This is a genomic window from Rhodanobacter sp. UC4443_H10, from assembly GCF_052978325.1.
Window position 1 is genome coordinate 455355 of record NZ_CM129668.1, and the last position, 21812, is coordinate 477166.

The following is a 21812-nucleotide window of genomic DNA, read 5'->3' on the forward strand; positions in this document are numbered from 1 at the left end:
GGCGCGGGCGGTTTTGCGGATGGTGCCATGGGGCGGACGAGCATGTGGATGCATGAATGAGCAAGCGTGATTACTACGAAGTGCTGGGTGTGGAACGCACCGTCACCGAAGTCGAACTGAAGAAATCCTTCCGTCGGCTGGCCATGAAGTACCACCCGGATCGTTGCCCCGACGACCCGACCGCGCAGGACAAGTTCAAGGAGGCCAAGGAGGCCTACGAAGTGCTGTCCGACGAGCGCAAGCGTGCCTTGTACGACCAGCACGGCCACGCGGCGTTCGAAGGCGGCATGGGCGGCCGCGGCGGCGCCGGGTTCGGCGACGTGGGCGACATCTTCGGCGACATCTTCGGCGACATCTTCGGCAGGAATGGCGGTGGCCGCGGCCGGCCGCGCCGCGGCTCGGACCTGCGCTACATCATGGATCTCGACCTCGAGGAGGCCGTGTTCGGCGTCAGCAAGCAGATCGAGATCCCCACCCAGGTCAATTGCCATCACTGCAACGGCAGCGGTTCGGCCGACGGCAAGGTAGCCAAGTGCGCGACCTGCCATGGCCACGGCCAGGTGCGCATGCAGAACGGCATCTTCTCGATCCAGCAGGCTTGCCCGCATTGTGGCGGCACCGGCCAGGCAATCGAGAATCCCTGCCGCAAGTGCCACGGCGAGGGACGCATCGAGGAGACCCGCACGCTGTCCGTGCAGATCCCCGAGGGCGTCGACAACGGTGACCGCATTCGCCTGAGCGGGCAGGGCGAGGCCGGCCCGTCCGGCACGCCGGCCGGCGACCTCTACGTGGAAGTGCGCGTGCGCGAGCATGCGATCTTCCAGCGCGACGGCAGCGACCTGTATTGCGAACTGCCGATCCGCTTTTCGCAGGCTGCGCTGGGCGCCCAGTTGCCGGTGCCGACGCTGGAGGGCGAAGTCCCGATAAGCATTCCGCCGGAGACGCAGACCGGCGCGCAGTTCCGCCTGCGCGGCCGCGGCGTCAAGTCGGTGCGCAGCAGCCGCCACGGCGACCTGATTTGTCGGGTGGTGGTGGAAACGCCGGTGCGCCTGACGCGCCAGCAACGCGAGCTGCTGGAGTCGCTGGAGGCCACGTTCAGCGGCAGCGACGCCGACAAGCACACGCCGCGCGCCAAGGGCTGGGTCGACGGCGTGAAGAAATTCTGGTCCCGCGTGACCGCCTGAGGCGAAGCGGGCCTGCGGCCGCCACCCCGCGGCCAGGCTGCGCGGTTAGCATGGACGCCTGACCCCGAGGAATGCTGCGCCGATGACACGCCCCTTTCGACTTGCCGTGAACGGCGCCTCCGGCCGCATGGGCCGCGCCTTGCTCGACTTGCTGGGTGCCGACGGCGATGCCGAACTGGTGCATGCCGTGGTGGCGCCGGGGTCGATCCACGCCGGCCAGCCCGTGCCCGGTGTGGCAAACGGAACCCTTCGTTACGCGCATGACTGGACGCAGGCGCCGCCGATCGACGTCATTGTCGATTTCAGCACGCCTGCGGCGCTGGGAGCTGCGCTCGACCATTGTCTGGAGCGCGGCATCGCACTGGTCAGCGGCACCACCGGCATCGACGGCGCGCTGACGTCGCGATTGGCCGATGCCGCGCGGCAGATCGCGGTCCTGCGCGCCGCCAACTTCAGCCTCGGCGTGGCGATGCTGGCGCGGCTGTTGCGCGAGGCGGCGTCGGCCCTGCCGGCCTGGGATCTGGAGATCGTCGAAGCGCACCACGGTCGCAAGCGCGATGCACCATCCGGCACCGCCCTGGCGCTTGGCGAGGTGGCGGCGGCCGCACGCCACACCACGCTGGAGGCTGCGGCGGCATTCGAGCGTGGCGGCGAGCGCGTCGACGGCAGCATCGGTTTCGCCGTGATCCGCGGTGGCGACATCGTGGGCGAGCACCAGGTCATGCTGATCGGTCAGGGCGAGCGGCTGGAGCTGGTCCACCGCGCCACCGATCGCTCGATCTTCGCGCGTGGCGCGCTGCATGCGGCGCACTGGCTCGCAGGCCGGCCAGCCGGTCAGTGGCGGCTGGAGGACGTCATCGCCACGCGGCCCTGAAGCATTTCCTGCGGCGGTGCCGGAGCCTGATCCCGGCTCAATCGCGATGTGCGGCGTTGCGGCTCCGGCTGGCGCCGAACTTCCGGTCGAGGCCGCCGAAAACCTTCTTGAACGCCCGCGAGAACTTGCCGCGGCGGGTCTTGCGCAGCTTCTCTTCCTCGCTGGTGAGCCAGGCGACCTGGATGACGCGGCGTTCGCCCTCGTACGGCAAATGGCCGTGGAAGGAGTTGTCGCAGCGCTTGAACACCGCAAACTCGCCGTACAGTGGAATCAGCTCGGGCATCACCATCGCGTCGATGTCGTCCATGCTGTGCAGGAATCGCAGGCAGCCGGCGCTGGTGTCAGGCCATTGGCCGTTGAGGTAGAGCAGGGCGGTGGCGATCTTCGACCGGCTGTCGGTGTGGATCGTGCCATGGCGCTTGTTGAGCATGCGGCACAGGGTAACCAGGGTGGGATAGCGATCCAGCTCCTCGATGCCCAGGCGCTTGCCGATGGCGCGGGCGAACTCCGGGGAGGTCAGGCCCTCGATCAGCGCATTGACGCTGGCGCCGCAATCGGCCGGTTCGTAGGGGAAGAATCCGGCGCTGGCATAGCGCGGGAAATCGCGATCGAGATCCGCACGCATCTCGTCGGGCAGTTGTCCGTGGGCGACCATGAACGGGAAAGGCTGGTGCCGGATCGTGGTATCCGGGCGATCGAGACGCGCGGGGTCCAGCAGTACGACGGCACCCATGGGACGTCCAGCTCCATTGAAATGAGGTCTAGTGTACCGTTCGCGCTCCATACGCGACGCACCGGGCATCGGCCGATTCATGCTGCCGCAAGGTGGACAGGAACGTGCCTGCAGCCTATCATTGCGACCCGCCCGGAAAGCTTCCCCTCCAAACTCCACAAGCCAGCAATACTGCGGCTTGCGGACTTTGCTGCATCAAAAAGGCGGTCCTTGTTATGTCGCATCCTGCCCTGCTGGCCCTCGAAGACGGCAGCATTTTTCATGGCCACGCCATCGGCGCCGTTGGCGAAACGGTCGGCGAAGTGGTCTTCAATACCGCCATGACCGGTTATCAGGAGATCCTCACCGATCCCTCCTACGCGCGCCAGATCGTCACCCTGACCTACCCGCACGTCGGCAACACCGGTGTCAACGAGGTGGATGTGGAGTCGAATCTCGTGCATGCCGCCGGCCTGATCGTGCGCGACGTGCCGCGGCGTGCCAGCAACTGGCGCTCCACTCGCAGCTTGCCCGACTACCTCGCCGACCACGGCACGGTGGCCATCGCCGGGATCGACACGCGCCGGCTGACCCGCATACTGCGCGAGAAGGGCGCGCTGGCCGGTTGCATCGTGGCGGGCGCGCAGGTCGACGCGGAAGATGCCCTGGCCAAGGCGCGCGGCTTCTCCGGCCTCGCCGGAATGGACCTGGCCAAGGTCGTGGGCACCGGCAAGCCCTACAGATGGAATCAGGGCTGCTATGACCTCGATCGCACGGCGTTCAACCAGCCGGCCATGCAGTTCAAGGTGGTGGCCTACGACTTCGGCACCAAGCTCAACATCCTGCGCCTGCTGGCCGAGCAGGGTTGCGACATTACCGTGGTGCCGCCGCAGACTCCCGCCGCGGAGGTGCTGGCGATGCAGCCCCATGGCGTGTTCCTTTCCAACGGCCCGGGCGATCCCGCTGCGTGCGATTACGCGATCGAGGCGACGCGCGTCTTCCTCGACGCGAAGATTCCGCTGTTCGGCATCTGCCTGGGCCATCAACTGATGGGGCTGGCGCTGGGCGGACGCACGCTGAAGATGAAATACGGCCACCACGGCGCCAACCATCCGGTGAAGGATCTGGACGACGGCCGCGTGCTGATCACCTCGCAGAACCACGGTTTCGCGGTCGATCCGGCCAGTCTGCCGGCCCATGTGCGGCTGACCCACCGCTCGCTGTTCGACGGTTCGCTGCAGGGTTTCGCGCTGACAGATCGCCCGGCCTTCTGTTTCCAGGGCCATCCCGAGGCCAGCCCGGGACCGCATGACATGGGCTATCTGTTCCAACGTTTCGCCAAGCTGATGCAGGAGGCTCGCTGAGATGCCCAAGCGCAATGACATCAAGAGCGTGCTTATCATCGGCGCCGGCCCGATCGTGATCGGCCAGGCCTGCGAGTTCGACTACTCCGGCGCGCAGGCCTGCAAGGCGCTGAAGGAAGAAGGCTTCCGCGTCATCCTGGTCAACTCCAACCCCGCCACGATCATGACCGATCCGGACACCGCCGACGCGGTGTACATCGAGCCGATCAACTGGCAGACGGTGGAACGCATCATCGCCAAGGAGCGCCCGGATGCGGTGCTGCCGACGATGGGTGGGCAGACCGCGCTCAATTGCGCGCTGGACCTTGCCGACCACGGCGTGCTGGAGAAGTACGACGTCGAGCTGATCGGCGCCCGGCGCGAAGCGATCCGCATGGCCGAGGACCGCGAGCTGTTCAAGCGGGCGATGACCGAGATCGGGCTGGACAGCCCCAAGTCGGACGTGGCCAAGAACTTCGAGCATGCAGTGGAGATCCAGGCCCGGCTCGGTTTCCCGGTGATCATCCGGCCCAGCTTCACGCTGGGCGGCACCGGCGGCGGCATCGCCTACAACAAGGAAGAGTTCGAGACCATCGTCAAGCGTGGCCTCGACATGTCGCCCACCCACGAGGTGCTGATCGACGAATCCGTGCTGGGATGGAAGGAGTTCGAGATGGAAGTGGTCCGCGACACCGCGGACAACTGCATCATCATCTGCGCCATCGAGAACCTCGATCCGATGGGCGTGCACACCGGCGACTCGATCACCGTGGCACCGGCGCAGACGCTCACCGACAAGGAATACCAGCGCCTGCGCGATGCCTCCATCGCGGTGCTGCGCAAGATCGGCGTGGATACCGGCGGCTCCAACGTGCAGTTCGGCATCAACCCCGACGACGGTCGCGTGGTGGTGATCGAGATGAATCCGCGCGTGTCGCGCTCCTCGGCGCTGGCGTCGAAGGCCACCGGCTTCCCGATCGCCAAGGTCGCCGCCAAGCTGGCGGTGGGCTACACGCTGGACGAATTGAAGAACGACATCACCGGCGGTCGGACCCCGGCCTCGTTCGAGCCGTCGATCGACTACGTGGTCACCAAGATCCCGCGTTTCGCCTTCGAGAAGTTTCCCGCGGCCGATGCGCGCCTGACCACGCAGATGAAATCCGTCGGCGAGGTGATGGCGATCGGCCGTACCTTCCAGGAGTCGCTGCAGAAAGCCTTGCGCGGGCTGGAAATCGGCAAGACCGGCCTCAATCCCACCGGCCTGGACATCGGCACCGACGACGGTCTGGCGGTGCTCAAGCGGGAGCTGCGCGAGCCGCGTCCCGATCGCGTGTTCCACCTGGCCGATGCGTTCCGCGCCGGCCTGTCGCTGGAGGAGGTGTTCGAGCTAAGCCGGGTCGATCCCTGGTTCCTCGCCGCGTTCGAGGACATCGTGCTGGCCGAGACGGAGATCACCCGGCAAGGCATTACTGCGCTCGACGCCCCGCGTCTGCGTGAACTCAAGCGACTCGGCTTCGCCGACGCACGCATCGCCGAGCTGCTCGGTACCGACGAGGCCTCGGTGCGCCACCTGCGCCACACTCTGAGCGTGCGTCCGGTGTACAAGCGGGTGGATTCCTGTGCCGCCGAGTTTGTCACCGGCACCGCCTACATGTACTCGACCTACGAGGAAGAGTGCGAGGCGCTGCCCACCGATCGCGACAAGATCATCGTCCTCGGCGGCGGCCCGAACCGCATCGGGCAGGGCATCGAGTTCGACTATTGCTGCGTGCATGCGTCGCTCGCGCTGCGCGAGGACGGCTATGAAACCATCATGGTCAACTGCAATCCGGAAACCGTGTCGACCGACTACGACACTTCCGACCGGCTGTATTTCGAGCCGGTGACCCTGGAAGACGTGCTGGAAATCGTCCACCTCGAAAAGCCCAAGGGCGTGATCGTGCAGTACGGCGGGCAGACCCCGCTGAAGCTGGCGCGTGCGCTGGAAGCGGCCGGCGTGCCGATCATCGGCACCAGCCCCGACTCGATCGACCTGGCCGAGGATCGCGAGCGCTTCCAGCAGATGATCGAGAAGATCGGGCTGAAGCAGCCGCCGAACCGCACCGCGCGCAACGCCGACGAGGCGCTGGCGCTGGCCCGCGAGATCGGCTACCCGCTGGTGGTGCGCCCGAGCTACGTGCTTGGCGGCCGCGCGATGGAAGTCGTGCACGACGACGCGGACCTGTCGCGCTACATCCGCGACGCGGTGAAAGTGTCGAACGATTCGCCGGTGTTGCTGGACCGCTTCCTCGACCACGCGGTCGAAGTCGACGTGGACGTGATCGCCGATGCCGCTGGCACTGTGCTGATCGGCGGCATCATGGAGCACATCGAGGAGGCGGGCGTGCATTCCGGCGATTCGTCCTGCTCGCTGCCGCCGTATTCGCTGAGCGCCGATATCCAGGACGAGCTGCGCCGCCAGGTCAGCGCGATGGCGAAGGAGCTGAAGGTCGTCGGCCTGATGAACACCCAGTTCGCGATCCAGGGCGAGACGGTCTACATCCTGGAAGTGAACCCGCGCGCCTCGCGCACGGTGCCGTTCGTGTCCAAGGCCACCGGCGTGCCGCTGGCCAAGATTGCCGCTCGCGTGATGGCCGGGCGTTCGCTGGAGAGCATGAACGCGACGCGCGAAGTGATCCCGTCGTACTTCTCGGTGAAGGAGGCGATCTTCCCGTTCCTGAAGTTCCAGAACGTCGATCCCATCCTGGGACCGGAGATGCGCTCCACCGGCGAGGTCATGGGCGTCGGGCGCAGCTTCGGCGCGGCGTTCGCGCGTGGCCACGAGGCCGCGGGCATCCGGCCGCCGTCGTTGGGCAAGGTGTTCCTGTCGGTGCGTGACGGCGACAAGGAGCTGCTGTTGCCGGTGGCCGCCGAAGTCATCGCGCGCGGGTTCAGCCTGGTGGCGACTGCCGGCACCGCCAGCTACCTGACCGCGCATGGCGTAAAGTGCGAGCGCATCAACAAGGTGATGGAAGGCCGGCCGCACATCGTCGACGCGATCAAGAACGGCGAAATCGTCTACATCGTCAACACCACCGAGGGGAAACAGGCGATCGCCGATTCCTTCTCGATCCGCCGCGAGGCGCTGCAGCACCGCGTCACCTACTCGACCACGGTGGCTGGTGCCCGCGCGCTGGTGCACTCGCTGGATTTCCGTGGCGGTGGTGAGGTCCACAGCCTGCAGGAACTGCATCAGGAGCTGAGCGCATGAGTCGTGCCCCGATCACCAAAACCGGTTCCGAACGCCTGCGCGCGGAACTGGAACGGCTGAAATCCATCGAGCGCCCGCGCATCATCGCGGCCATCGCGGAGGCGAGGGCGCACGGCGATCTCAAGGAGAACGCCGAGTACCACGCCGCGCGCGAACTGCAGAGCTTCACCGAGGGGCGCATCGCCCAGCTCGAAGGGCTGCTGTCGACCGCCGAAGTCATCGACGTGTCGCGGCTCAATGCGGGCAAGCGGGTGGTCTTCGGCGCGACCGTCGACCTGGAGGACGAGGACAGCGGCACCCCGGTGACCTACCAGATCGTCGGCGACCTGGAGGCGGACATCAAGCAGAACCTGATCGCCGTCTCCTCGCCGATCGCCCGCGCCCTGATCGGCAAGAGCGCCGGCGACAGCTTCGAGTTCACCGCCCCCAACGGCGTCAAACACTACGAAATCATCGACGTCCACTACGACTGAGGGGTTGGAAAGACGGGCAGGGATGGTCGCGTGCCGGCCTGCTCTCGTCATTCGCGCGAAGGCGGAATCCATCTTGCGGTCCGCCCGGGATCAGGACAGCTTTCGCATGAGCGCCCCTTCGGCCGTCGTGAAGCACCTCGCGGGCCCGATTCCACACGCGCACAAAAAAAGCCGCATGAGCGGCTTTTTTGCCGGCACGTGCGCGATGACTCAGCGCTGGCGAGCCTTGAAACGGGGGTTGCTCTTGCAGATCACGAACACCTTGCCGCGACGACGCACGATCTTGCAATCGCGGTGCCGCGCCTTGGCGGACTTCAGAGAATTAAGCACCTTCACGGCAGGCTCCTGACACCAAATGAAAAACTCAAGCTCGCAAGTATAACGAGGCTCGCGGCAGCTCACAAGCCTGGCGCGACAGCCACTTCCGTGACGGTGGCCAGGAACTGTTGCAGCGCCGGTGAGGGGTCGTTGGCCCGGCAGGCCACGGCCAGCAGCAGAAAGGCGTTCGGGTCCTCCAGCGGCACATAGGCAACACCGGGCAGCCGCACCGTCCGCAGGCTGGACGGCACCAGCGCCAGTCCCAATCCGGCGGCGACCAGCGCCAGCAAGCCGTTGATCTGCTGGGCGTGCTGGACGATGGCGGGCTGGAACCCGGCGTGTTGCGCCAGCGTCACCAGGCGGTCATACAGCGTCGCGGCGAGCGCACGTGGCTGCGACACGAAGGCATCACTGGCAACCTCGGCAAGGTCGACGCTGCTGCGTCCGGCCAGCCGGTGTCCCGCCGGCATGGCAAGCAACAGCGGCTCGCGGTCGATCACGCTGAGTCTCAGGTTGCGCGCGTCCTGCAGGTGCGCCGGCTCGCCACGGACGAAGCCGGCGTCGATCTCGCCGCCCAGCAGCGCGGCGAATTGCGGCTCGGTGTACATCTCGTCGAGTTTCAGTCCCACCTTGGGCGCCACTTGTCCGTAACGGAGCAGGATTCGCGGCAGTGCCGGGTGGAACGATGCCGACACGGTGTAGGCCAGGCGCAGGTGGCCGCTGTGGCCGGCGGCAGCGGCGACGACCTGGCTGCGCGCCTCGTCTGCCTTGGCAAGGAGGTGCCTGGCCTGTTCGAGAAATACCCGGCCCGGTTCCGTCAGCGAGACGTGGCGTTTGCTCCGCTCCAGCAGGCGCACGCCCAGATCCTGCTCCAGTGACTTGATCTGCTGCGACAGGGGCGGCTGCGAAAGATGCAGGCGCAAGGCGGCCCGCGTGAAGCTCAGCTCCTCGGCGACGGCCACGAAATAGCGCAACTGGCGGAAATCAAACATATAGCAAAGTCGAATAAAAACGAGCGTAAATATATATTGGATACTTTATTCGGTCGATCATAAAATCACCGCGTCGCCCCACTATCCCCTCCCCCAGTGGCGGTGGCCCTCGCCCCGCAGCGACGCTGAATACGACATCTGGTTCAACTCCCCCCCTGAACCCATGTCGATGCGTCGCACCATGCGGGGCGCTTTCTTTTGCGGTGCCGCGCTGGCGTCGTCGCGACCCGTTCAGAGTCGCGCCGCCAGCGCCGTGCCCTGCGCGATGGCGCGTTTGGCATCGAGCTCCGCGGCCACGTCGGCTCCGCCGATCACGTGCACGCTCATGCCCGCGGCGATGAGGGCATCGGCCAGTCGACGATCTGGCTCCTGGCCGGCGCAGACGACCACGTTGTCGACTGGCAGGACCTGCGGCTTGCCGTCGAGCGTGATGTGCAATCCGCGGTCGTCGAAGCGCTCGTAGCCGACCTTGCCCAGCATGGTCACCTGCTTGGCCTTCAAGGTGGCGCGATGCACCCAGCCGGTGGTCTTGTTGAGTCGGGCGCCGGGGCGTCCTTCGCTGCGCTGCAGCAGCCAGACCTGTCGCGCTGGCGCCTCCGGTCGCGCGTCCAGCAGGCCGCTGCGAGCGTGCAGCGCCATGTCCACGCCCCATTCGCGCGTCCAGCGGGCGACGTCGGTGGTGGGCGAGGGCGCGCGTTCGACGAGAAACTCGGCCACGTCGAACCCGATCCCGCCAGCGCCGATGATGGCCACTCTTGCGCCCACGGGTCGGTCCCGCGCCAGCACGTCGAGATAGCCCAGCACGCGCGGGTCGTCGCTGCCGGGGAAATCGACCTGGCGCGGGGTGACGCCGGTGGCAACGACCACCTCGTCGTAGCCGCCATCGCGCAGCATGGCAACGTCGGCGTTCTCGCCCAGACGCAGCTCGACGCCGGTATCGCGCAGCTGGTGGCCGAAGTAGCGCAGGGTTTCGTGGAACTCTTCCTTGCCCGGGATCCGCTTGGCGACGTTGAACTGCCCGCCGATCTCGTCGGCGCGGTCGATCAGGGTCACCTGGTGGCCGCGCTCGCCCAGCGTGCCGGCGCAAGCCATGCCGGCGGGGCCGGCGCCGATCACCGCGATGCGCCTGGGCACACGGGTCGGCTCGATCTTCAACTCTGTTTCGTGGCAGGCGCGCGGGTTGACCAGGCAGCTGGCGCGCTTGTTCTGGAACACGTGGTCCAGACAGGCCTGGTTGCAGGCGATGCAGGTATTGATGCGCTCGCTGCGGCCGGCCTTGGCCTTGTTCACCCACGCCGGATCGGCCAGCAGCGGGCGCGCCATCGAGACCATGTCGGCGTCGCCATCGGCAAGGATGCGTTCGGCCACCTCCGGCATGTTGATGCGATTGGTGGCCACCAGCGGGATCGAGACCTCGCCCATGAGCCGGCGCGTGACCCAGGCGAAGCCGGCGCGCGGCACGCTGGTGACGATGGTCGGCACGCGCGCCTCATGCCAGCCGATGCCGGTGTTGATGATGCTGGCGCCGGCGGTCTCGACGGCCCTGGCCAGGGCCACGATCTCGTCCCAGTTCTGGCCGTCGTCGACCAGGTCCAGCATCGACAGGCGATAGATGATGATGAAGTCGCGGCCGACGGCCTCGCGCGTGCGCCGCACGATCTCCACCGGAAAGCGCATGCGCCGCTGCGCATCGCCGCCCCATGCATCGTCGCGCCGGTTGGTGCGCGCGGCGATGAATTCGTTGATCAGGTAACCCTCCGATCCCATCACCTCGACGCCGTCGTAGCCCGCTTCCCGGGCCAGTTCCGCGCAGCGGACGAAGTCGCCGATGGTGCGCTCGACTGCGCGTGGCGACAGCGCGCGCGGGGTGAAGGGCGTGATCGGCGACTTGATCCGCGACGGCGCCACGGACAGCGGGTGATAGCCGTAGCGCCCGGCGTGCAGGATCTGCATGCAGATGCGGCCGCCTTCGGCATGGACGGCGGCGGTGAGCTTGCGGTGGCGCGGCCTGTGCCAGGGCATCGTGAGCCGACCGCCGAAGGGCTTCAGCCAGCCCTCGATGCTGGGCGAGATGCCGCCGGTGACCATCAATCCCACGCCGCCGCGGGCGCGTTCGGCGAAATAGGCGGCCAGTTTGTCGTAGTCGCGGGCGCGATCTTCCAGCCCGGTGTGCATCGAACCCATCAGGATGCGGTTGGGCAAAGTGACGTGGCCCAGATCCAGCGGGGCGAACAGCTTGGGATAGTTCATGCGATCCACGCGGCTTCAAACGATCGTATGAATGTGCCGGCAATGGGCCTGCAAAAGCAAGCGGGGCGGGAGACGGAGCTGTCAGGCCAGCAGTTGCTGCACCAGGGCGATGTAGCGGCGCATGGCTTCCTCGACAGGAACGCCGTTCAACTGCGCCCAGGCTTCGTGCTTGGCAGTGCCCACGAAATCGAAAAAGCCCGGCTGGGTCCGTTTGAGGTCGCCCTCGGTGCCCTGCTTGTACAGGGCGTAGAGCTTGAGCAGGGTGTCGTTGTCCGGCCGTTTGGCCAGGCCTTTGACATCTTCGGCAGCTTGCTCGAACTCTCGACGCAGATCGTTCATGGGGCAATGGACCTGCGGCGGGCGGGAAACGGGATGGATAGCACGCGTTCGGAAGTGGGTCAACGCGTTAGACTGCGCGTTCTCCACGCCGCCAGGATGCTTCGATGAGCCATGCCGCCGCCGTTCCCGTGCTTGCCATCGACGGGCCGTCCGGGTCGGGCAAGGGCACGATCAGTGCGCTGGTGGCAGAGCGGCTGGGCTGGCGCCTGCTGGATTCCGGGGCGTTGTATCGCGCGGTGGGCTACGCCGCCGGGATGGCCGGGCTGGACCTGTCCGATGCCGATGCGATGGCCCGTTGCGCCCAGACGACGAAGATCCAGTTTCGCGCCGCCGAGACGGGAGGCGGGGCGCGGGTGATCGTCAACGGGCACGATGCCACCGACGAGTTGCGCACGGAAACGGCCGGTGCCGCGGCGTCGGCGATCGCCTCCATGCCCAGCGTGCGCGAGGCCCTGGTGGCGCTGCAGTTGGGCTTTCGCAAGGCGCCCGGGTTGGTGGCGGACGGGCGCGACATGGGCACGGTGATCTTCCCGGATGCCGCGTTCAAGGTTTTCCTCACCGCGAGCGCCGCCGAGCGGGCGAAAAGACGCTATAAGCAGTTGAAGGAAAAGGGGCTCAGCGTTACACTTGCCGGCCTTCAGCGCGAAATTGAGGCGCGTGACAGCCGCGATGCATCGCGTGCGGTCGCGCCACTCAAGCCCGCCGATGATGCGGTGCTGGTGGACACCACCGGCATGGCCATCGACGAGGTCGTGGCGAAAGTACTTGCCGTCGTGCAGTCCTGAGCGGATTGCGCGGCGGCTTTTGTGCCCCTGCCGCGGCAGGGGGTTTTGAACCACGGTGACAACGTTCGGCCCCGCAGGGCCGTCGCGGCCACCCCCAACCGGTGGACCGGGAAGTTCGTGCGCAACAACCAACCCAGCGCAGCGGACCCAAGGTCTTTTCCCACTATGGAATCAACATGACTGAAAGTTTTGCCGAACTGTTTGAACAGAGCCAGCAGGCCATCTCCAAGCTGAAGCCCGGCGCCATCGTCACCGGCATCGTCGTGGAAATCCGCAACGACGTCGTCGTGATCAATGCAGGCCTGAAGAGCGAAGGCATCGTCCCGATCGAGCAGTTCAAGAACGAGGAAGGTGTGCTGGAGGTGCAGGTTGGCGACGAGGTGAAGGTAGCCCTCGAAGCCCTGGAAGACGGTTTCGGCGAGACCAAGCTGTCGCGCGAGAAGGCCAAGCGCTCGATGGTGTGGGACGACCTGGAGCAGGCGTTCGACAAGGAAGAGACCATCGTCGGCATGATTTCCGGCAAGGTCAAGGGCGGTTTCACCGTCGACATCAAGGATGTCCGCGCGTTCCTGCCCGGTTCGCTGGTCGACGTGCGCCCGGTGCGCGAGCCGACCTACCTCGAGGGCAAGGAACTCGAGTTCAAGATCATCAAGCTGGATCGCAAGCGCAACAACGTGGTGGTCAGCCGCCGCGCCGTCGTCGAGACCGAGTTCTCCGAGGAGCGCGAGAAGCTGCTGGAGCGCCTGGTGGAAGGCGCCGTCGTCAAGGGCGTGGTGAAGAACCTCACCGATTACGGTGCGTTCGTGGACCTGGGCGGCATCGATGGCCTGCTGCACATCACCGACATGGCGTGGAAGCGCGTGCGCCATCCGTCCGAGGTGGTCAACGTCGGCGACGAGCTCGACGTGCGCGTGCTGAAGTACGACAAGGAGCGCAACCGCGTGTCGCTGGGCCTGAAGCAGCTGGGCGACGACCCGTGGGTGAACATCTCGCGTCGCTATCCGGTCGGCAGCCGCATCTTCGGCAAGGTCTCCAACGTCACCGATTACGGTTGCTTCGTCGAGATCGAGCCGGGCGTGGAAGGCCTGGTGCACGTGTCCGAGATGGACTGGACCAACAAGAACGTCAACCCGGCCAAGGTGGTGCAGGTCGGCGACGAGACCGAAGTGACCGTGCTGGACGTGGATGAAGAGCGTCGCCGCATTTCGCTGGGTATCAAGCAGACCCGCTCGAACCCGTGGGAAGCCTTCGCCGCCATGCACAAGAAGGGCGACAAGGTGTCGGGCCAGATCAAGTCGATCACCGATTTCGGCGTGTTCATCGGCCTGGAAGGCGGCATCGACGGCCTGGTGCATCTGTCCGACATCTCCTGGCAGGTGTCCGGCGAAGACCTCGTGCGCGACTTCAAGAAGGGCGAGGAGATCGAGGCGGTGGTGCTGGCCGTCGACCCGGAGCGCGAGCGCATCAGCCTCGGGATCAAGCAGATGGAGCAGGATCCGTTCGGCCAGTTCATGGCGGCCAACCCGCGTGGCACGATCGTCAACGGCACGGTCAAGGAAGTCGACGCCAAGGGTGCCGTGATCGACCTGGGCGAGGGCGTGGAGGGTTACCTGCGCGCCAACGACATCGCCAAGGAGCGCATCGACGACGCTACCCAGCACCTGAAGGTGGGCGACAAGGTCGAAGCCAAGTTCACCGGCATGGATCGCAAGGGTCGCCAGCTGGCGCTCTCGATTCGCGCCAAGGACGAGGAAGACGCCCCCGAAGCCGCGGTCGACTACTCTTCGGCCGCCAGTGGCACGACCAAGCTCGGCGCGTTGTTGAAGGAACAGTTCAACAAGGCCGACTGATCTCTCGTTGCAGGCACGACGCGGGGCGGCACGTCGCCGCCCCGCTGTTTCACGTCACGGACATTGGGGCCCATGACCAAATCCGAATTGATCGAAGCGCTGGCCAGGCGCCAGACCCACCTCGCGTTCGCCGACGTCGAGATGGCCGTCAAGAGCGTCATCGAACAGATGAGCTTGGCGCTGGCCCAGGGCGAACGCATCGAGGTGCGCGGCTTCGGCAGCTTTGCGTTGCACTACCGGCCGCCGCGGATGGGGCGCAACCCCAAGACCGGCGAAGCCGTGGCCCTGCCAGGCAAGCACGTTCCCCATTTCAAGCCGGGCAAGGAATTGCGCGAGCGCGTCAATCTTGACCTGGAGAACAGTGCCGGTTGAGTCCATCGACCGGAGAATGCGAGGCAGGCGGCGCGAGCCGGTCCTGCCTTCTTTTTGCCTGCGGGACGGCTGGCGGCGGCAGCGCCTGTGCCCGACTGCGCCAATCGGGTAAAGTTCGAGCATGCGATTGCTTGCCCTCATCATTCTGGCCATTTTCGTCGCCGCCGGCATCGTGCTGGGCGCGCTGAATGCGGAAATGGTCGGCTACGACTTCGGCTTTGCCCAACTGCAGTTGCCCAAGGGAGCCGCGTTGCTGGGCGCCCTGGTGGTGGGCTGGTTGCTGGGCGGGGTGACCGCGTGGCTCGGTGTGCGGCCACGGCGTTCGCGACGCACTACGGGCGCGGACAGGAAGCCGCCGGCCAAGCCATGAATCCCCTGTATGTGCTGGCCGCACTGCTCCCCGTCGCCTTCGTGCTGGGTTGGTGGGCTTCGCGCCTGGTGGTTGCGCGGCGGGCTGGCGTCGACGTCAGCACCTTGTCGTCGGATTATTTCCGCGGCCTGAACTACCTGCTCAACGAGGAGCAGGACAAGGCCATCGAAGTCTTCCTGAAACTCGCCGAATACAACCGCGACACGGTGGAGACGCACCTCGCCCTGGGCAACCTGTTTCGGCGTCGCGGCGAGGTGGATCGGGCGATCCGGCTGCACCAGCACCTGGTCTCGCGACCGGGCCTGTCCGACGCAATGAAGACCGTGGCCCTGCTGGAGCTCGGCGAGGACTACATGCGCTCGGGCCTGCTCGATCGTGCCGAGGCCTTGTTCGCCGACCTGGTGGCGATGAACTCGCACGCGCCCTCGGCGCTGCGCCATCTGATCTCGATCTACCAGCACGAGCGCGACTGGCACAAGGCGATCGAGCACGCGCGGCGGCTGGAGGTGATGACCGGCGACGACGAGGCGCCGATGATCGCCCAGTTCTACTGCGAGCTCGCCGAGCGCGCGCGTCAGCATGGCGCCCGTGCCGAGGCGCGGGAATACCTGCGCCAGGCATTCGAATGCCAGCCCGATTGCGTGCGCGCCTTCATGCTCACCGGACGCCTGCATGCCGAGGACGGGCAGCATGCCGAGGCCATCGACGCGCTGGAGGCGGCGATCAGGGCCGACAGCGCCTTCACTCCCGACATCCTGCCACCGCTGCTCAACAGCTATGCCCGCGTGCGGCAGATGGACCGCGCCGAGACCTTCCTGCGCACCCTGATGGCGCGCTATCACGGCGTTTCGCCGATCCTGGCGCTGACCAACCTGTATCGCCAGCGCGACGGCGAGCGCGTGGCGATCGACTTTCTCACCGCGCAGTTGCGCCAGCGGCCGTCGGTGCGCGGGCTGATGACCCTGCTCGACGCCACGATGGACAAGATCGAAGGCGAGGCGCGCGAGAATTTCCTGATCCTGCGCGATCTCACCCGCAAGCTGCTCGAAGGGCAGGCGATGTACCGCTGCAACCGTTGCGGGTTCGGGGCCAAGGCGCACCACTGGCAGTGCCCCAGTTGCAAGAGCTGGAGCACGATCCGGCCGATCCACGGGGTGGCCGGCGAGTGACATGGCCATGCTGATGACCATCGGATGGTTGCTGGCAGCCTTCCTGGTTACCGCCCTGCTGGTACGCGCCGCGGTCGGTTACGCGCATCGGCGCGGCATGCTCGACCTGCCCGGACAACGCCGTTCGCATCAGGTGCCGACCCCGCGCGGCGGCGGCATCGGCATCGTCGTCGCCATGCTGGTGTGCCTGCCCGGCGTCGCCTGGAGTCTGCACGCGGCGGTTCCCGCGCCCGGGCTGCTCGGGTTGTCCTGCGTGGCCTTGCTGCTGGTGGCGCTGGCGGGCTGGTGGGACGACCATCATCCGCTTCCGGCCTGGCCGCGACTGGCCGTGCAATTGGTTGCCTGCGCCTTGCTGTGCGTCGGGCTGCAGGCATGGTCGCCGGCCTGGTGGTGGTTGCCGTTGTTGCTGGTCGGCGGCGCGTGGAGCATCAACCTGCACAACTTCATGGATGGCATCGACGGTTTGCTGGCGCAGCAGGCGGCTTTCGTGGGCGGCGGCCTGGCCGTGCTGGCGTGGGCAGCGAACCTGCCTGCGCTGGCGTTGGCCGCGGCCTGTCTGGCGGCGTCGGCGCTGGCGTTCGGGTGGTTCAACTGGCCGCCGGCGCGGATCTTCCTGGGGGACGTGGGCAGCGGCAGCGTGGGCCTGCTGGTGTTCGCATTCAGTGCGATGCTGTGGCGGGCGAATCCGGCGTGGCTGTGGCCGGCGTTGATCCTGTCGTCGGCGTTCGTGGTGGATGCCAGCCTTACCCTGTTGACGCGGGTGTGGCGGGGGCGTCGCTGGTACAGCGCCCACCGTGAACACCTGTATCAATGGCTGGCGCGCCGCGCCGGCAGCCATGCATCGGTGGATGCGGCCTACCTTGGCTGGAACCTGCTGGTAGCGGCCCCGATGACCTGGTTGGCCTGGAGTCATCTGCACGCCGCCTTGGCGATTACCATGGTCGTTTATGCAGGGGCAGCGATCATGTGGTTGTATCTGAAACGTCGCCTGGTGCGGCGCCACCCGAGCAAGGGCCTCCATGTCACTGCGTAAGCTTGTCGGCTTCATTCACCCGCGGGTAGCGGTCGTCGTCCACGATCTGCTGATGGCGGCGCTGGCCTGGTGGATCGCCAAGTGGCTGCGCTACACGCTGCGCCCGGACGAGGTGTTCGGTTTCCAGCTGCTCGAGTTCCCGATTGTGCTGCTGGTGCAGGGGCTGATCTTCCGCTGGACCGGGCTGTACAAGAGCGTCTGGCGCTTCGCCAGCCTGCCGGATCTGGTGAACATCGTGCGTGCCGCGGTCATCGGCACGCTGGCGATCGGACTGTGCCTGTTTCTGTATGACCGCCTGCTGGGCGTACCGCGCTCGGTGTTCGTGTTGTATCCGGGGCTGCTCGCCGTGTTGCTGGGCGGTCCCCGGCTGGCCTATCGCTACTGGAAGGACAGCCGCGCCGATCTGTTCAAGGGGAGCGACGCCAAACGGGTGCTGATCGTGGGCGCCGACCGCGCCGGCGAAGTGCTGTCGCGCGATCTTCGCCGCGACAACCGTTATGCGGTGGTCGGCTTTGTCGACGACGCGCCCAGCCTGCGTGGCGCCAGCATCAACGGTCGCCCGGTGCTGGGCCGGCTCGACGAGCTGCCCGAGCTGGTGCGCAGCGCGGCCGCCGACATGCTGCTGATCGCCATGCCCGGGGCCACGACGGCCGAGATGCGGCGCGTGGTGGCCCTGTGCGACAGCACCGATCTGCCCTACCGCACGGTGCCGCGCATCGAGGACATCGTGGCGGGCCGTGCCCAGCTGAACCAGATCAAGGAGGTGGCGATCGAGGATTTGCTCGGCCGCGACACGGTGGAACTGGACTGGACCGCGATCCGCGAGACCCTGAGCGGGCGGCGCGTGCTGATCACCGGTGGTGGTGGTTCGATCGGCTCGGAACTGTGCCGGCAGGTGGCGCGGCTCGGTGCACAGGCGCTGACCGTGGTGGAGGTGAGCGAGTACAACCTCTACCGGATCACCCAGGAGCTGCGCAACCATTTCCCGGAGCTGATCCTCGACGGCATCCTGGCCAATTGCTGCGACCAGGTGGCGATGCGCAAGGTGTTTGCGGAGGCGCAGCCGCAGGTGGTATTCCACGCCGCGGCGTACAAGCACGTGCCGATGCTGCAAGGCCAACTGCGCGCCGCGTTCTGCAACAACGCGCTGGGTACCCGCACGGTGGCCGACGCGGCCTGTTCGGTCGGGGTGGCGTGTTTCGTGCTGATCTCCACCGACAAGGCGGTCAACCCCACCAGCGTGATGGGCGCCTGCAAGCGCGTGGCGGAAATCTACTGCCAGAACCTCGACGCGCAGACCGATACCCGCTTCATGACCGTGCGTTTCGGCAACGTGCTGGATTCGGCCGGATCGGTGGTGCCGCTGTTCCGCCGGCAGATCCGCGACGGCGGCCCGGTCACCGTGACGCACCCGGAAATCTCGCGCTACTTCATGACCATTCCCGAGGCCTGCCAGCTGATCCTGCAGACCGCCAGCATCGGCAAGGGCGGCGAGATCTTCGCGCTCGACATGGGCGAGCCGGTGAAGATCCGCGACCTGGCCGAGCAGATGATCCGCCTCGCCGGCAAGAAGCCGGGCAGCGAGATCCCGATCGTCTACACCGGCCTGCGCGCGGGCGAGAAACTGTTCGAGGAGCTGTTCCATCCGCTGGAGAACTACAGCGCCACCACGCATGCCAAGATTTTCCTGGCGCAGCATCGCGAGGTGTCGTGGGAGTTGCTGCAGGCCCTGCTGCACAAGGCCGCCGAGGCGGCCGACATTTTCAATGAGGAAGAACTTCGCCGCTGCGTGTCCAGCCTGTTGCCCTCGTTCCGCTGGAGCGAAGCGGCGCAGCCTGACAACGTGGTGTCGATCCGCCGTGCCAACCCGGAGATCAATGAGTGAGCAAGCCCCTGCGCAAAGTGGTGTTTCCCGTAGCCGGACTCGGCACGCGCTTCCTGCCGGCGACCAAGGTGGTCGCCAAGGAAATGCTGCCGGTGCTCGACAAGCCGCTGATCCAGTACGCCGTCGACGAAGCGGTGGATGCAGGTGCCGACACCCTGGTGTTCGTCACCAACCGCTACAAGCACGCGATCGCCGACTACTTCGACAAGGCCTACGAGCTGGAATCGAAGCTGCACGAGAAGGGCAAGGCCGAGCTGCTGGCGCTGGTGCAAGGCACCTTGCCGCGGCACGTGCGGGCGATCTTCGTGACCCAGCCCGAGGCGCTCGGCCTGGGCCATGCCGTGCTGTGCGCCAAGCCGGTGGTCGGCGACGAGCCGTTCGGCGTGATCCTGCCTGACGACCTGATCTGGAACGGCGCCGGCAAGGGCGCGCTGCGGCAGATGGCGGAGCTCGCCGAGGCGCAGCAGGCCGGCGTGATCGCGGTGGAGGAAGTGCCGCACACCGACACTGACAAGTACGGCATCGTCGATGCCACACCGGTCGACGATCGCAGCGCCCTGATCCGCCACATGGTCGAGAAGCCCAAGCCGGCCAACGCACCGTCGAATCTGGCCGTGGTCGGCCGCTACGTGTTGCCTGGCCGCATCTTCCAGCTGCTGGAGCGGACCACGCCCGGTGCCGGCGGCGAGATCCAGCTTACTGACGCGATCGACGCGCTGCTGAAGGAGCAGGGCAAGGTGCTGGCCTACCGCTTCGAAGGCACCCGTTTCGATTGCGGCAACAAGGCCGGCCTGGTGCGCGCCACCATGCACATGGCGATGCAGGACCCGAAACTCGCACCCACCGTGCGAGAGTTCCTCGGCCAGCTTTGAACCACGGCTGCCACGACGTCCTGGCATGAAGGATATGCTTGCCCGGTCACGGACACCGGTGCCGCCTGTCGCTGCAGCATGAAATCCCCCTCGCCCACGTCCTACTACCGCGCCACCGCCACGCCGTACCCGGCCTGGGAGCCGCTTCAGGGCAGCACGCACGCACGTGTTGCCGTGATCGGCGGCGGCTTTGCCGGCTTGAACACCGCGCTGGGCCTGGCCGAGCGCGGCGTGCGCGACGTGGTGCTGCTGGAACGTGAGCAGGTCGGGTTCGGCGCCTCCGGTCGCAATGGCGGTTTCGTCTTCGCCGGCTATTCGCTGGGCGAGCAGGCGCTGCTCGACCAGTTGGGCGAAGCGCGTGCGCAGGCGCTGTTCCAGCTGACCACCGCGGCGGTCGGGCACATCCGTCGGCGCATCGCCGACTACGCCATCCCCTGCGATGCGGTCGACGAAGGCGTGATCTGGGCCAACTGGTTCCGTGACCCCGCCGTACTGCGCCGGCGCCAGCAACTGCTGGCCGAACACTACGACGTGAACTGGCAGTGGTTGCCCGAAGCGGAGTTGCGCGCACGCATCCGCAGCGAGCGTTATCACGACGGTCTGTACGAGCGTGATGCGCTGCACCTGCACCCGCTCAACTACGCGATCGGCTTGGCCGCGGCGGCGGCCGGGCAGGGGGTGCGCATCCACGAGCACAGCGGCGTGCGCCGCCTCGCGCGCGAAGGCCGGCAGTGGCGCCTGCGCACGGCGCAAGGTGAGCTGCTGGCCGATGAGGTCGTGCTGGCCTGCGGCGGCTACCTGGCCGGCCTGCAGAAGCCGATCGACCGGGCGATCTTGCCGATCGCCACCTACGTGATGGTGACCGAACCGCTCGGCGATCGGCTGGACGAGTGCCTGCACACCCGCGCGGCGATCTACGACAGCCGCTTCGCGTTCGACTACTATCGCGCGCTGCCGGATACGCGGTTGCTGTGGGGTGGGCGCATCTCGGTGCTCAACCGCTCGCCGCGCGGCGTGCAGCGCCTGCTGACGCGGGACCTGCTGCGGGTGTTCCCGCAACTGGCCGGCGTGCGGATCGAGCACGCCTGGTCGGGCCTGATGAGCTACGCACGGCACCAGATGCCGCAGATCGGCGGCAGCGACGACGGCCTCTGGTGGGCGCAGGCGTTCGGCGGCCACGGCCTGGCCCCGACCTGCGCAGCCGGCGAGCTGCTGGCGGCGGCGATCGCCGAGGGCGACGATGGCTGGAAACGTTTTGCCGACTATGGCCTGGGCAGCACGCACCGTCCGTTCGGTTATCTGGCGGCGCAAGCCAGCTACTGGTGGCAGCAGAGCCGCGATTGTCTGAAGACGAGGCTGGAAGGATGAGTGCAGCGAATTGCCCCGAAATCAGCTGGGCCGATTTCGAGAAAGTGCTGGTCGTCGCCGGCACGGTGATCCGGGTCGAACCGTTTCCCGAAGCGCGCAAGCCGGCGTGGAAAGTGTGGGTGGATTTCGGCCCCTACGGCGAGAAGAAGACCAGCGCGCAGATCGCCGCGTTGTACCAGGCCGACGACCTGCTCGGCCGACAGGTCGTGGGCGTGATCAACTTCCCCGAAAAGCAGATCGGCCCGTTCCGCTCGCAATTCCTGCTCACCGGCTTTCCCACCGACGAGGGCGTGGTGCTCACCGCGGTCGAACGCCCGGTGCCGAACGGTACGCGGCTGGCCTGAGCGAGCCGCGCCCGCAATTTGCCAGCGAT

20 protein-coding genes are annotated in these 21812 nt (G+C 66.8%); 15 read left to right on the forward strand and 5 right to left on the reverse strand.

All coding sequences use genetic code 11. The features are described 5' to 3' along the window. Window positions 1-56 precede the first annotated feature (56 nt). Window positions 57-1184 carry a molecular chaperone DnaJ gene (dnaJ, locus tag ACVCMB_RS02080; protein WP_395118134.1) on the forward strand — a complete coding sequence of 376 codons (1128 nt, stop codon included), beginning with the start codon at window positions 57-59 and terminating at the stop codon, window positions 1182-1184. Between the two features lie 82 nt (window positions 1185-1266). After that, window positions 1267-2058 (forward strand): 4-hydroxy-tetrahydrodipicolinate reductase, encoded by a 792-nt coding sequence (dapB, locus tag ACVCMB_RS02085; RefSeq protein ID WP_447100483.1) that lies wholly within the window; start codon window positions 1267-1269, stop codon window positions 2056-2058. Window positions 2059-2095: 37 nt separating this feature from the next. Here dapB and ACVCMB_RS02090 read toward each other — a convergent pair whose 3' ends face one another. After that, the gene (locus tag ACVCMB_RS02090; RefSeq protein ID WP_447106016.1) at window positions 2096-2791 is read right to left on the reverse strand and encodes a 2OG-Fe(II) oxygenase; all 696 of its coding nucleotides are present in this window, start codon (window positions 2789-2791) and stop codon (window positions 2096-2098) included. A 215-nt stretch (window positions 2792-3006) separates the two neighbouring features. Between ACVCMB_RS02090 and carA the strand changes: the two genes are divergently transcribed. Genes carA through greA form a run of 3 tightly spaced genes read left to right on the forward strand, consistent with a single transcriptional unit; the run spans window position 3007 to window position 7836 of the window. Next, entirely contained in the window at window positions 3007-4134 is a 1128-nt protein-coding gene (gene carA, locus ACVCMB_RS02095; protein WP_395118141.1) for a glutamine-hydrolyzing carbamoyl-phosphate synthase small subunit, read from the forward strand. A 1-nt stretch (window position 4135) separates the two neighbouring features. Next, window positions 4136-7363 (forward strand): carbamoyl-phosphate synthase large subunit, encoded by a 3228-nt coding sequence (carB, locus tag ACVCMB_RS02100; RefSeq protein WP_447106017.1) that lies wholly within the window; start codon window positions 4136-4138, stop codon window positions 7361-7363. Next, on the forward strand, window positions 7360-7836 hold the full coding sequence (gene greA, locus ACVCMB_RS02105; protein WP_395118146.1) for a transcription elongation factor GreA: 477 nt from the start codon (window positions 7360-7362) through the stop codon (window positions 7834-7836). Before carB ends, greA begins: the two co-directional genes overlap by 4 nt. A 210-nt stretch (window positions 7837-8046) precedes the next feature. Here greA and ykgO read toward each other — a convergent pair whose 3' ends face one another. The 4 genes from ykgO to ACVCMB_RS02125 all read right to left on the reverse strand — a co-directional run bounded on the left by ykgO (window position 8047) and on the right by ACVCMB_RS02125 (window position 11735). Continuing rightward, window positions 8047-8172: a type B 50S ribosomal protein L36 gene (gene ykgO / locus ACVCMB_RS02110; RefSeq protein ID WP_007080705.1), complete on the reverse strand. Its 126-nt coding sequence runs from the start codon at window positions 8170-8172 to the stop codon at window positions 8047-8049. 62 nt (window positions 8173-8234) lie between these two features. Further along, window positions 8235-9146 (reverse strand): LysR substrate-binding domain-containing protein, encoded by a 912-nt coding sequence (locus ACVCMB_RS02115; RefSeq protein ID WP_447099054.1) that lies wholly within the window; start codon window positions 9144-9146, stop codon window positions 8235-8237. Between the two features lie 231 nt (window positions 9147-9377). Then, window positions 9378-11396 (reverse strand): oxidoreductase, encoded by a 2019-nt coding sequence (locus tag ACVCMB_RS02120; protein ID WP_447106018.1) that lies wholly within the window; start codon window positions 11394-11396, stop codon window positions 9378-9380. Window positions 11397-11477: 81 nt separating this feature from the next. Beyond that, entirely contained in the window at window positions 11478-11735 is a 258-nt protein-coding gene (locus ACVCMB_RS02125; RefSeq protein ID WP_395118152.1) for an acyl-CoA-binding protein, read from the reverse strand. Between the two features lie 104 nt (window positions 11736-11839). Between ACVCMB_RS02125 and cmk the strand changes: the two genes are divergently transcribed. From cmk to ACVCMB_RS02175, 10 genes are all read left to right on the forward strand, one after another. Beyond that, window positions 11840-12520 carry a (d)CMP kinase gene (cmk, locus tag ACVCMB_RS02130; protein ID WP_395118154.1) on the forward strand — a complete coding sequence of 227 codons (681 nt, stop codon included), beginning with the start codon at window positions 11840-11842 and terminating at the stop codon, window positions 12518-12520. A 176-nt stretch (window positions 12521-12696) separates the two neighbouring features. Next, the gene (rpsA, locus tag ACVCMB_RS02135) at window positions 12697-14370 is read left to right on the forward strand and encodes a 30S ribosomal protein S1 (protein WP_395118156.1); all 1674 of its coding nucleotides are present in this window, start codon (window positions 12697-12699) and stop codon (window positions 14368-14370) included. Between the two features lie 72 nt (window positions 14371-14442). Further along, window positions 14443-14742, forward strand: coding sequence for an integration host factor subunit beta (locus ACVCMB_RS02140; RefSeq protein WP_395118158.1), 300 nt, complete (start codon window positions 14443-14445; stop codon window positions 14740-14742). A gap of 121 nt (window positions 14743-14863) precedes the next feature. Then, complete coding sequence (locus ACVCMB_RS02145) at window positions 14864-15112, forward strand: DUF1049 domain-containing protein (RefSeq protein WP_395118160.1); 249 nt, start codon at window positions 14864-14866, stop codon at window positions 15110-15112. Further along, window positions 15109-16281, forward strand: coding sequence for a lipopolysaccharide assembly protein LapB (gene lapB / locus ACVCMB_RS02150; protein ID WP_447106019.1), 1173 nt, complete (start codon window positions 15109-15111; stop codon window positions 16279-16281). Before ACVCMB_RS02145 ends, lapB begins: the two co-directional genes overlap by 4 nt. 7 nt (window positions 16282-16288) lie before the next feature. Then, window positions 16289-17314, forward strand: a complete 1026-nt coding sequence (locus ACVCMB_RS02155) for an MraY family glycosyltransferase (protein ID WP_447101562.1) — start codon at window positions 16289-16291, stop codon at window positions 17312-17314. Further along, window positions 17301-19199, forward strand: a complete 1899-nt coding sequence (locus ACVCMB_RS02160) for a polysaccharide biosynthesis protein (protein WP_447099050.1) — start codon at window positions 17301-17303, stop codon at window positions 19197-19199. Before ACVCMB_RS02155 ends, ACVCMB_RS02160 begins: the two co-directional genes overlap by 14 nt. Beyond that, window positions 19196-20071 (forward strand): UTP--glucose-1-phosphate uridylyltransferase GalU, encoded by an 876-nt coding sequence (galU, locus tag ACVCMB_RS02165; protein WP_447106020.1) that lies wholly within the window; start codon window positions 19196-19198, stop codon window positions 20069-20071. Before ACVCMB_RS02160 ends, galU begins: the two co-directional genes overlap by 4 nt. Window positions 20072-20149: 78 nt before the next feature. Continuing rightward, window positions 20150-21439 carry an NAD(P)/FAD-dependent oxidoreductase gene (locus ACVCMB_RS02170; RefSeq protein ID WP_447106021.1) on the forward strand — a complete coding sequence of 430 codons (1290 nt, stop codon included), beginning with the start codon at window positions 20150-20152 and terminating at the stop codon, window positions 21437-21439. Beyond that, complete coding sequence (locus ACVCMB_RS02175) at window positions 21436-21783, forward strand: tRNA-binding protein (RefSeq protein WP_395118170.1); 348 nt, start codon at window positions 21436-21438, stop codon at window positions 21781-21783. Before ACVCMB_RS02170 ends, ACVCMB_RS02175 begins: the two co-directional genes overlap by 4 nt. The last annotated feature ends 29 nt before the right edge of the window (window positions 21784-21812 follow it).

Bases quoted from the DNA above. Each gene is read 5' to 3' on its own strand.
- ACVCMB_RS02120 (WP_447106018.1), bottom strand. From the start codon at position 11,396: ATGAACTATCCCAAGCTGTTCGCCCCGCTGGATCTGGGCCACGTCACT.
- ACVCMB_RS02170 (WP_447106021.1), top strand. From the start codon at position 20,150: ATGAAATCCCCCTCGCCCACGTCCTACTACCGCGCCACCGCCACGCCG.
- ACVCMB_RS02140 (WP_395118158.1), top strand. From the start codon at position 14,443: ATGACCAAATCCGAATTGATCGAAGCGCTGGCCAGGCGCCAGACCCAC.
- lapB (WP_447106019.1), top strand. From the start codon at position 15,109: ATGAATCCCCTGTATGTGCTGGCCGCACTGCTCCCCGTCGCCTTCGTG.
- ACVCMB_RS02090 (WP_447106016.1), bottom strand. From the start codon at position 2,791: ATGGGTGCCGTCGTACTGCTGGACCCCGCGCGTCTCGATCGCCCGGAT.
- ACVCMB_RS02115 (WP_447099054.1), bottom strand. From the start codon at position 9,146: ATGTTTGATTTCCGCCAGTTGCGCTATTTCGTGGCCGTCGCCGAGGAG.
- ACVCMB_RS02155 (WP_447101562.1), top strand. From the start codon at position 16,289: ATGCTGATGACCATCGGATGGTTGCTGGCAGCCTTCCTGGTTACCGCC.
- ACVCMB_RS02160 (WP_447099050.1), top strand. From the start codon at position 17,301: ATGTCACTGCGTAAGCTTGTCGGCTTCATTCACCCGCGGGTAGCGGTC.
- carB (WP_447106017.1), top strand. From the start codon at position 4,136: ATGCCCAAGCGCAATGACATCAAGAGCGTGCTTATCATCGGCGCCGGC.
- ACVCMB_RS02175 (WP_395118170.1), top strand. From the start codon at position 21,436: ATGAGTGCAGCGAATTGCCCCGAAATCAGCTGGGCCGATTTCGAGAAA.
- ACVCMB_RS02125 (WP_395118152.1), bottom strand. From the start codon at position 11,735: ATGAACGATCTGCGTCGAGAGTTCGAGCAAGCTGCCGAAGATGTCAAA.
- cmk (WP_395118154.1), top strand. From the start codon at position 11,840: ATGAGCCATGCCGCCGCCGTTCCCGTGCTTGCCATCGACGGGCCGTCC.
- rpsA (WP_395118156.1), top strand. From the start codon at position 12,697: ATGACTGAAAGTTTTGCCGAACTGTTTGAACAGAGCCAGCAGGCCATC.
- ACVCMB_RS02145 (WP_395118160.1), top strand. From the start codon at position 14,864: ATGCGATTGCTTGCCCTCATCATTCTGGCCATTTTCGTCGCCGCCGGC.
- dnaJ (WP_395118134.1), top strand. From the start codon at position 57: ATGAGCAAGCGTGATTACTACGAAGTGCTGGGTGTGGAACGCACCGTC.
- greA (WP_395118146.1), top strand. From the start codon at position 7,360: ATGAGTCGTGCCCCGATCACCAAAACCGGTTCCGAACGCCTGCGCGCG.
- carA (WP_395118141.1), top strand. From the start codon at position 3,007: ATGTCGCATCCTGCCCTGCTGGCCCTCGAAGACGGCAGCATTTTTCAT.
- dapB (WP_447100483.1), top strand. From the start codon at position 1,267: ATGACACGCCCCTTTCGACTTGCCGTGAACGGCGCCTCCGGCCGCATG.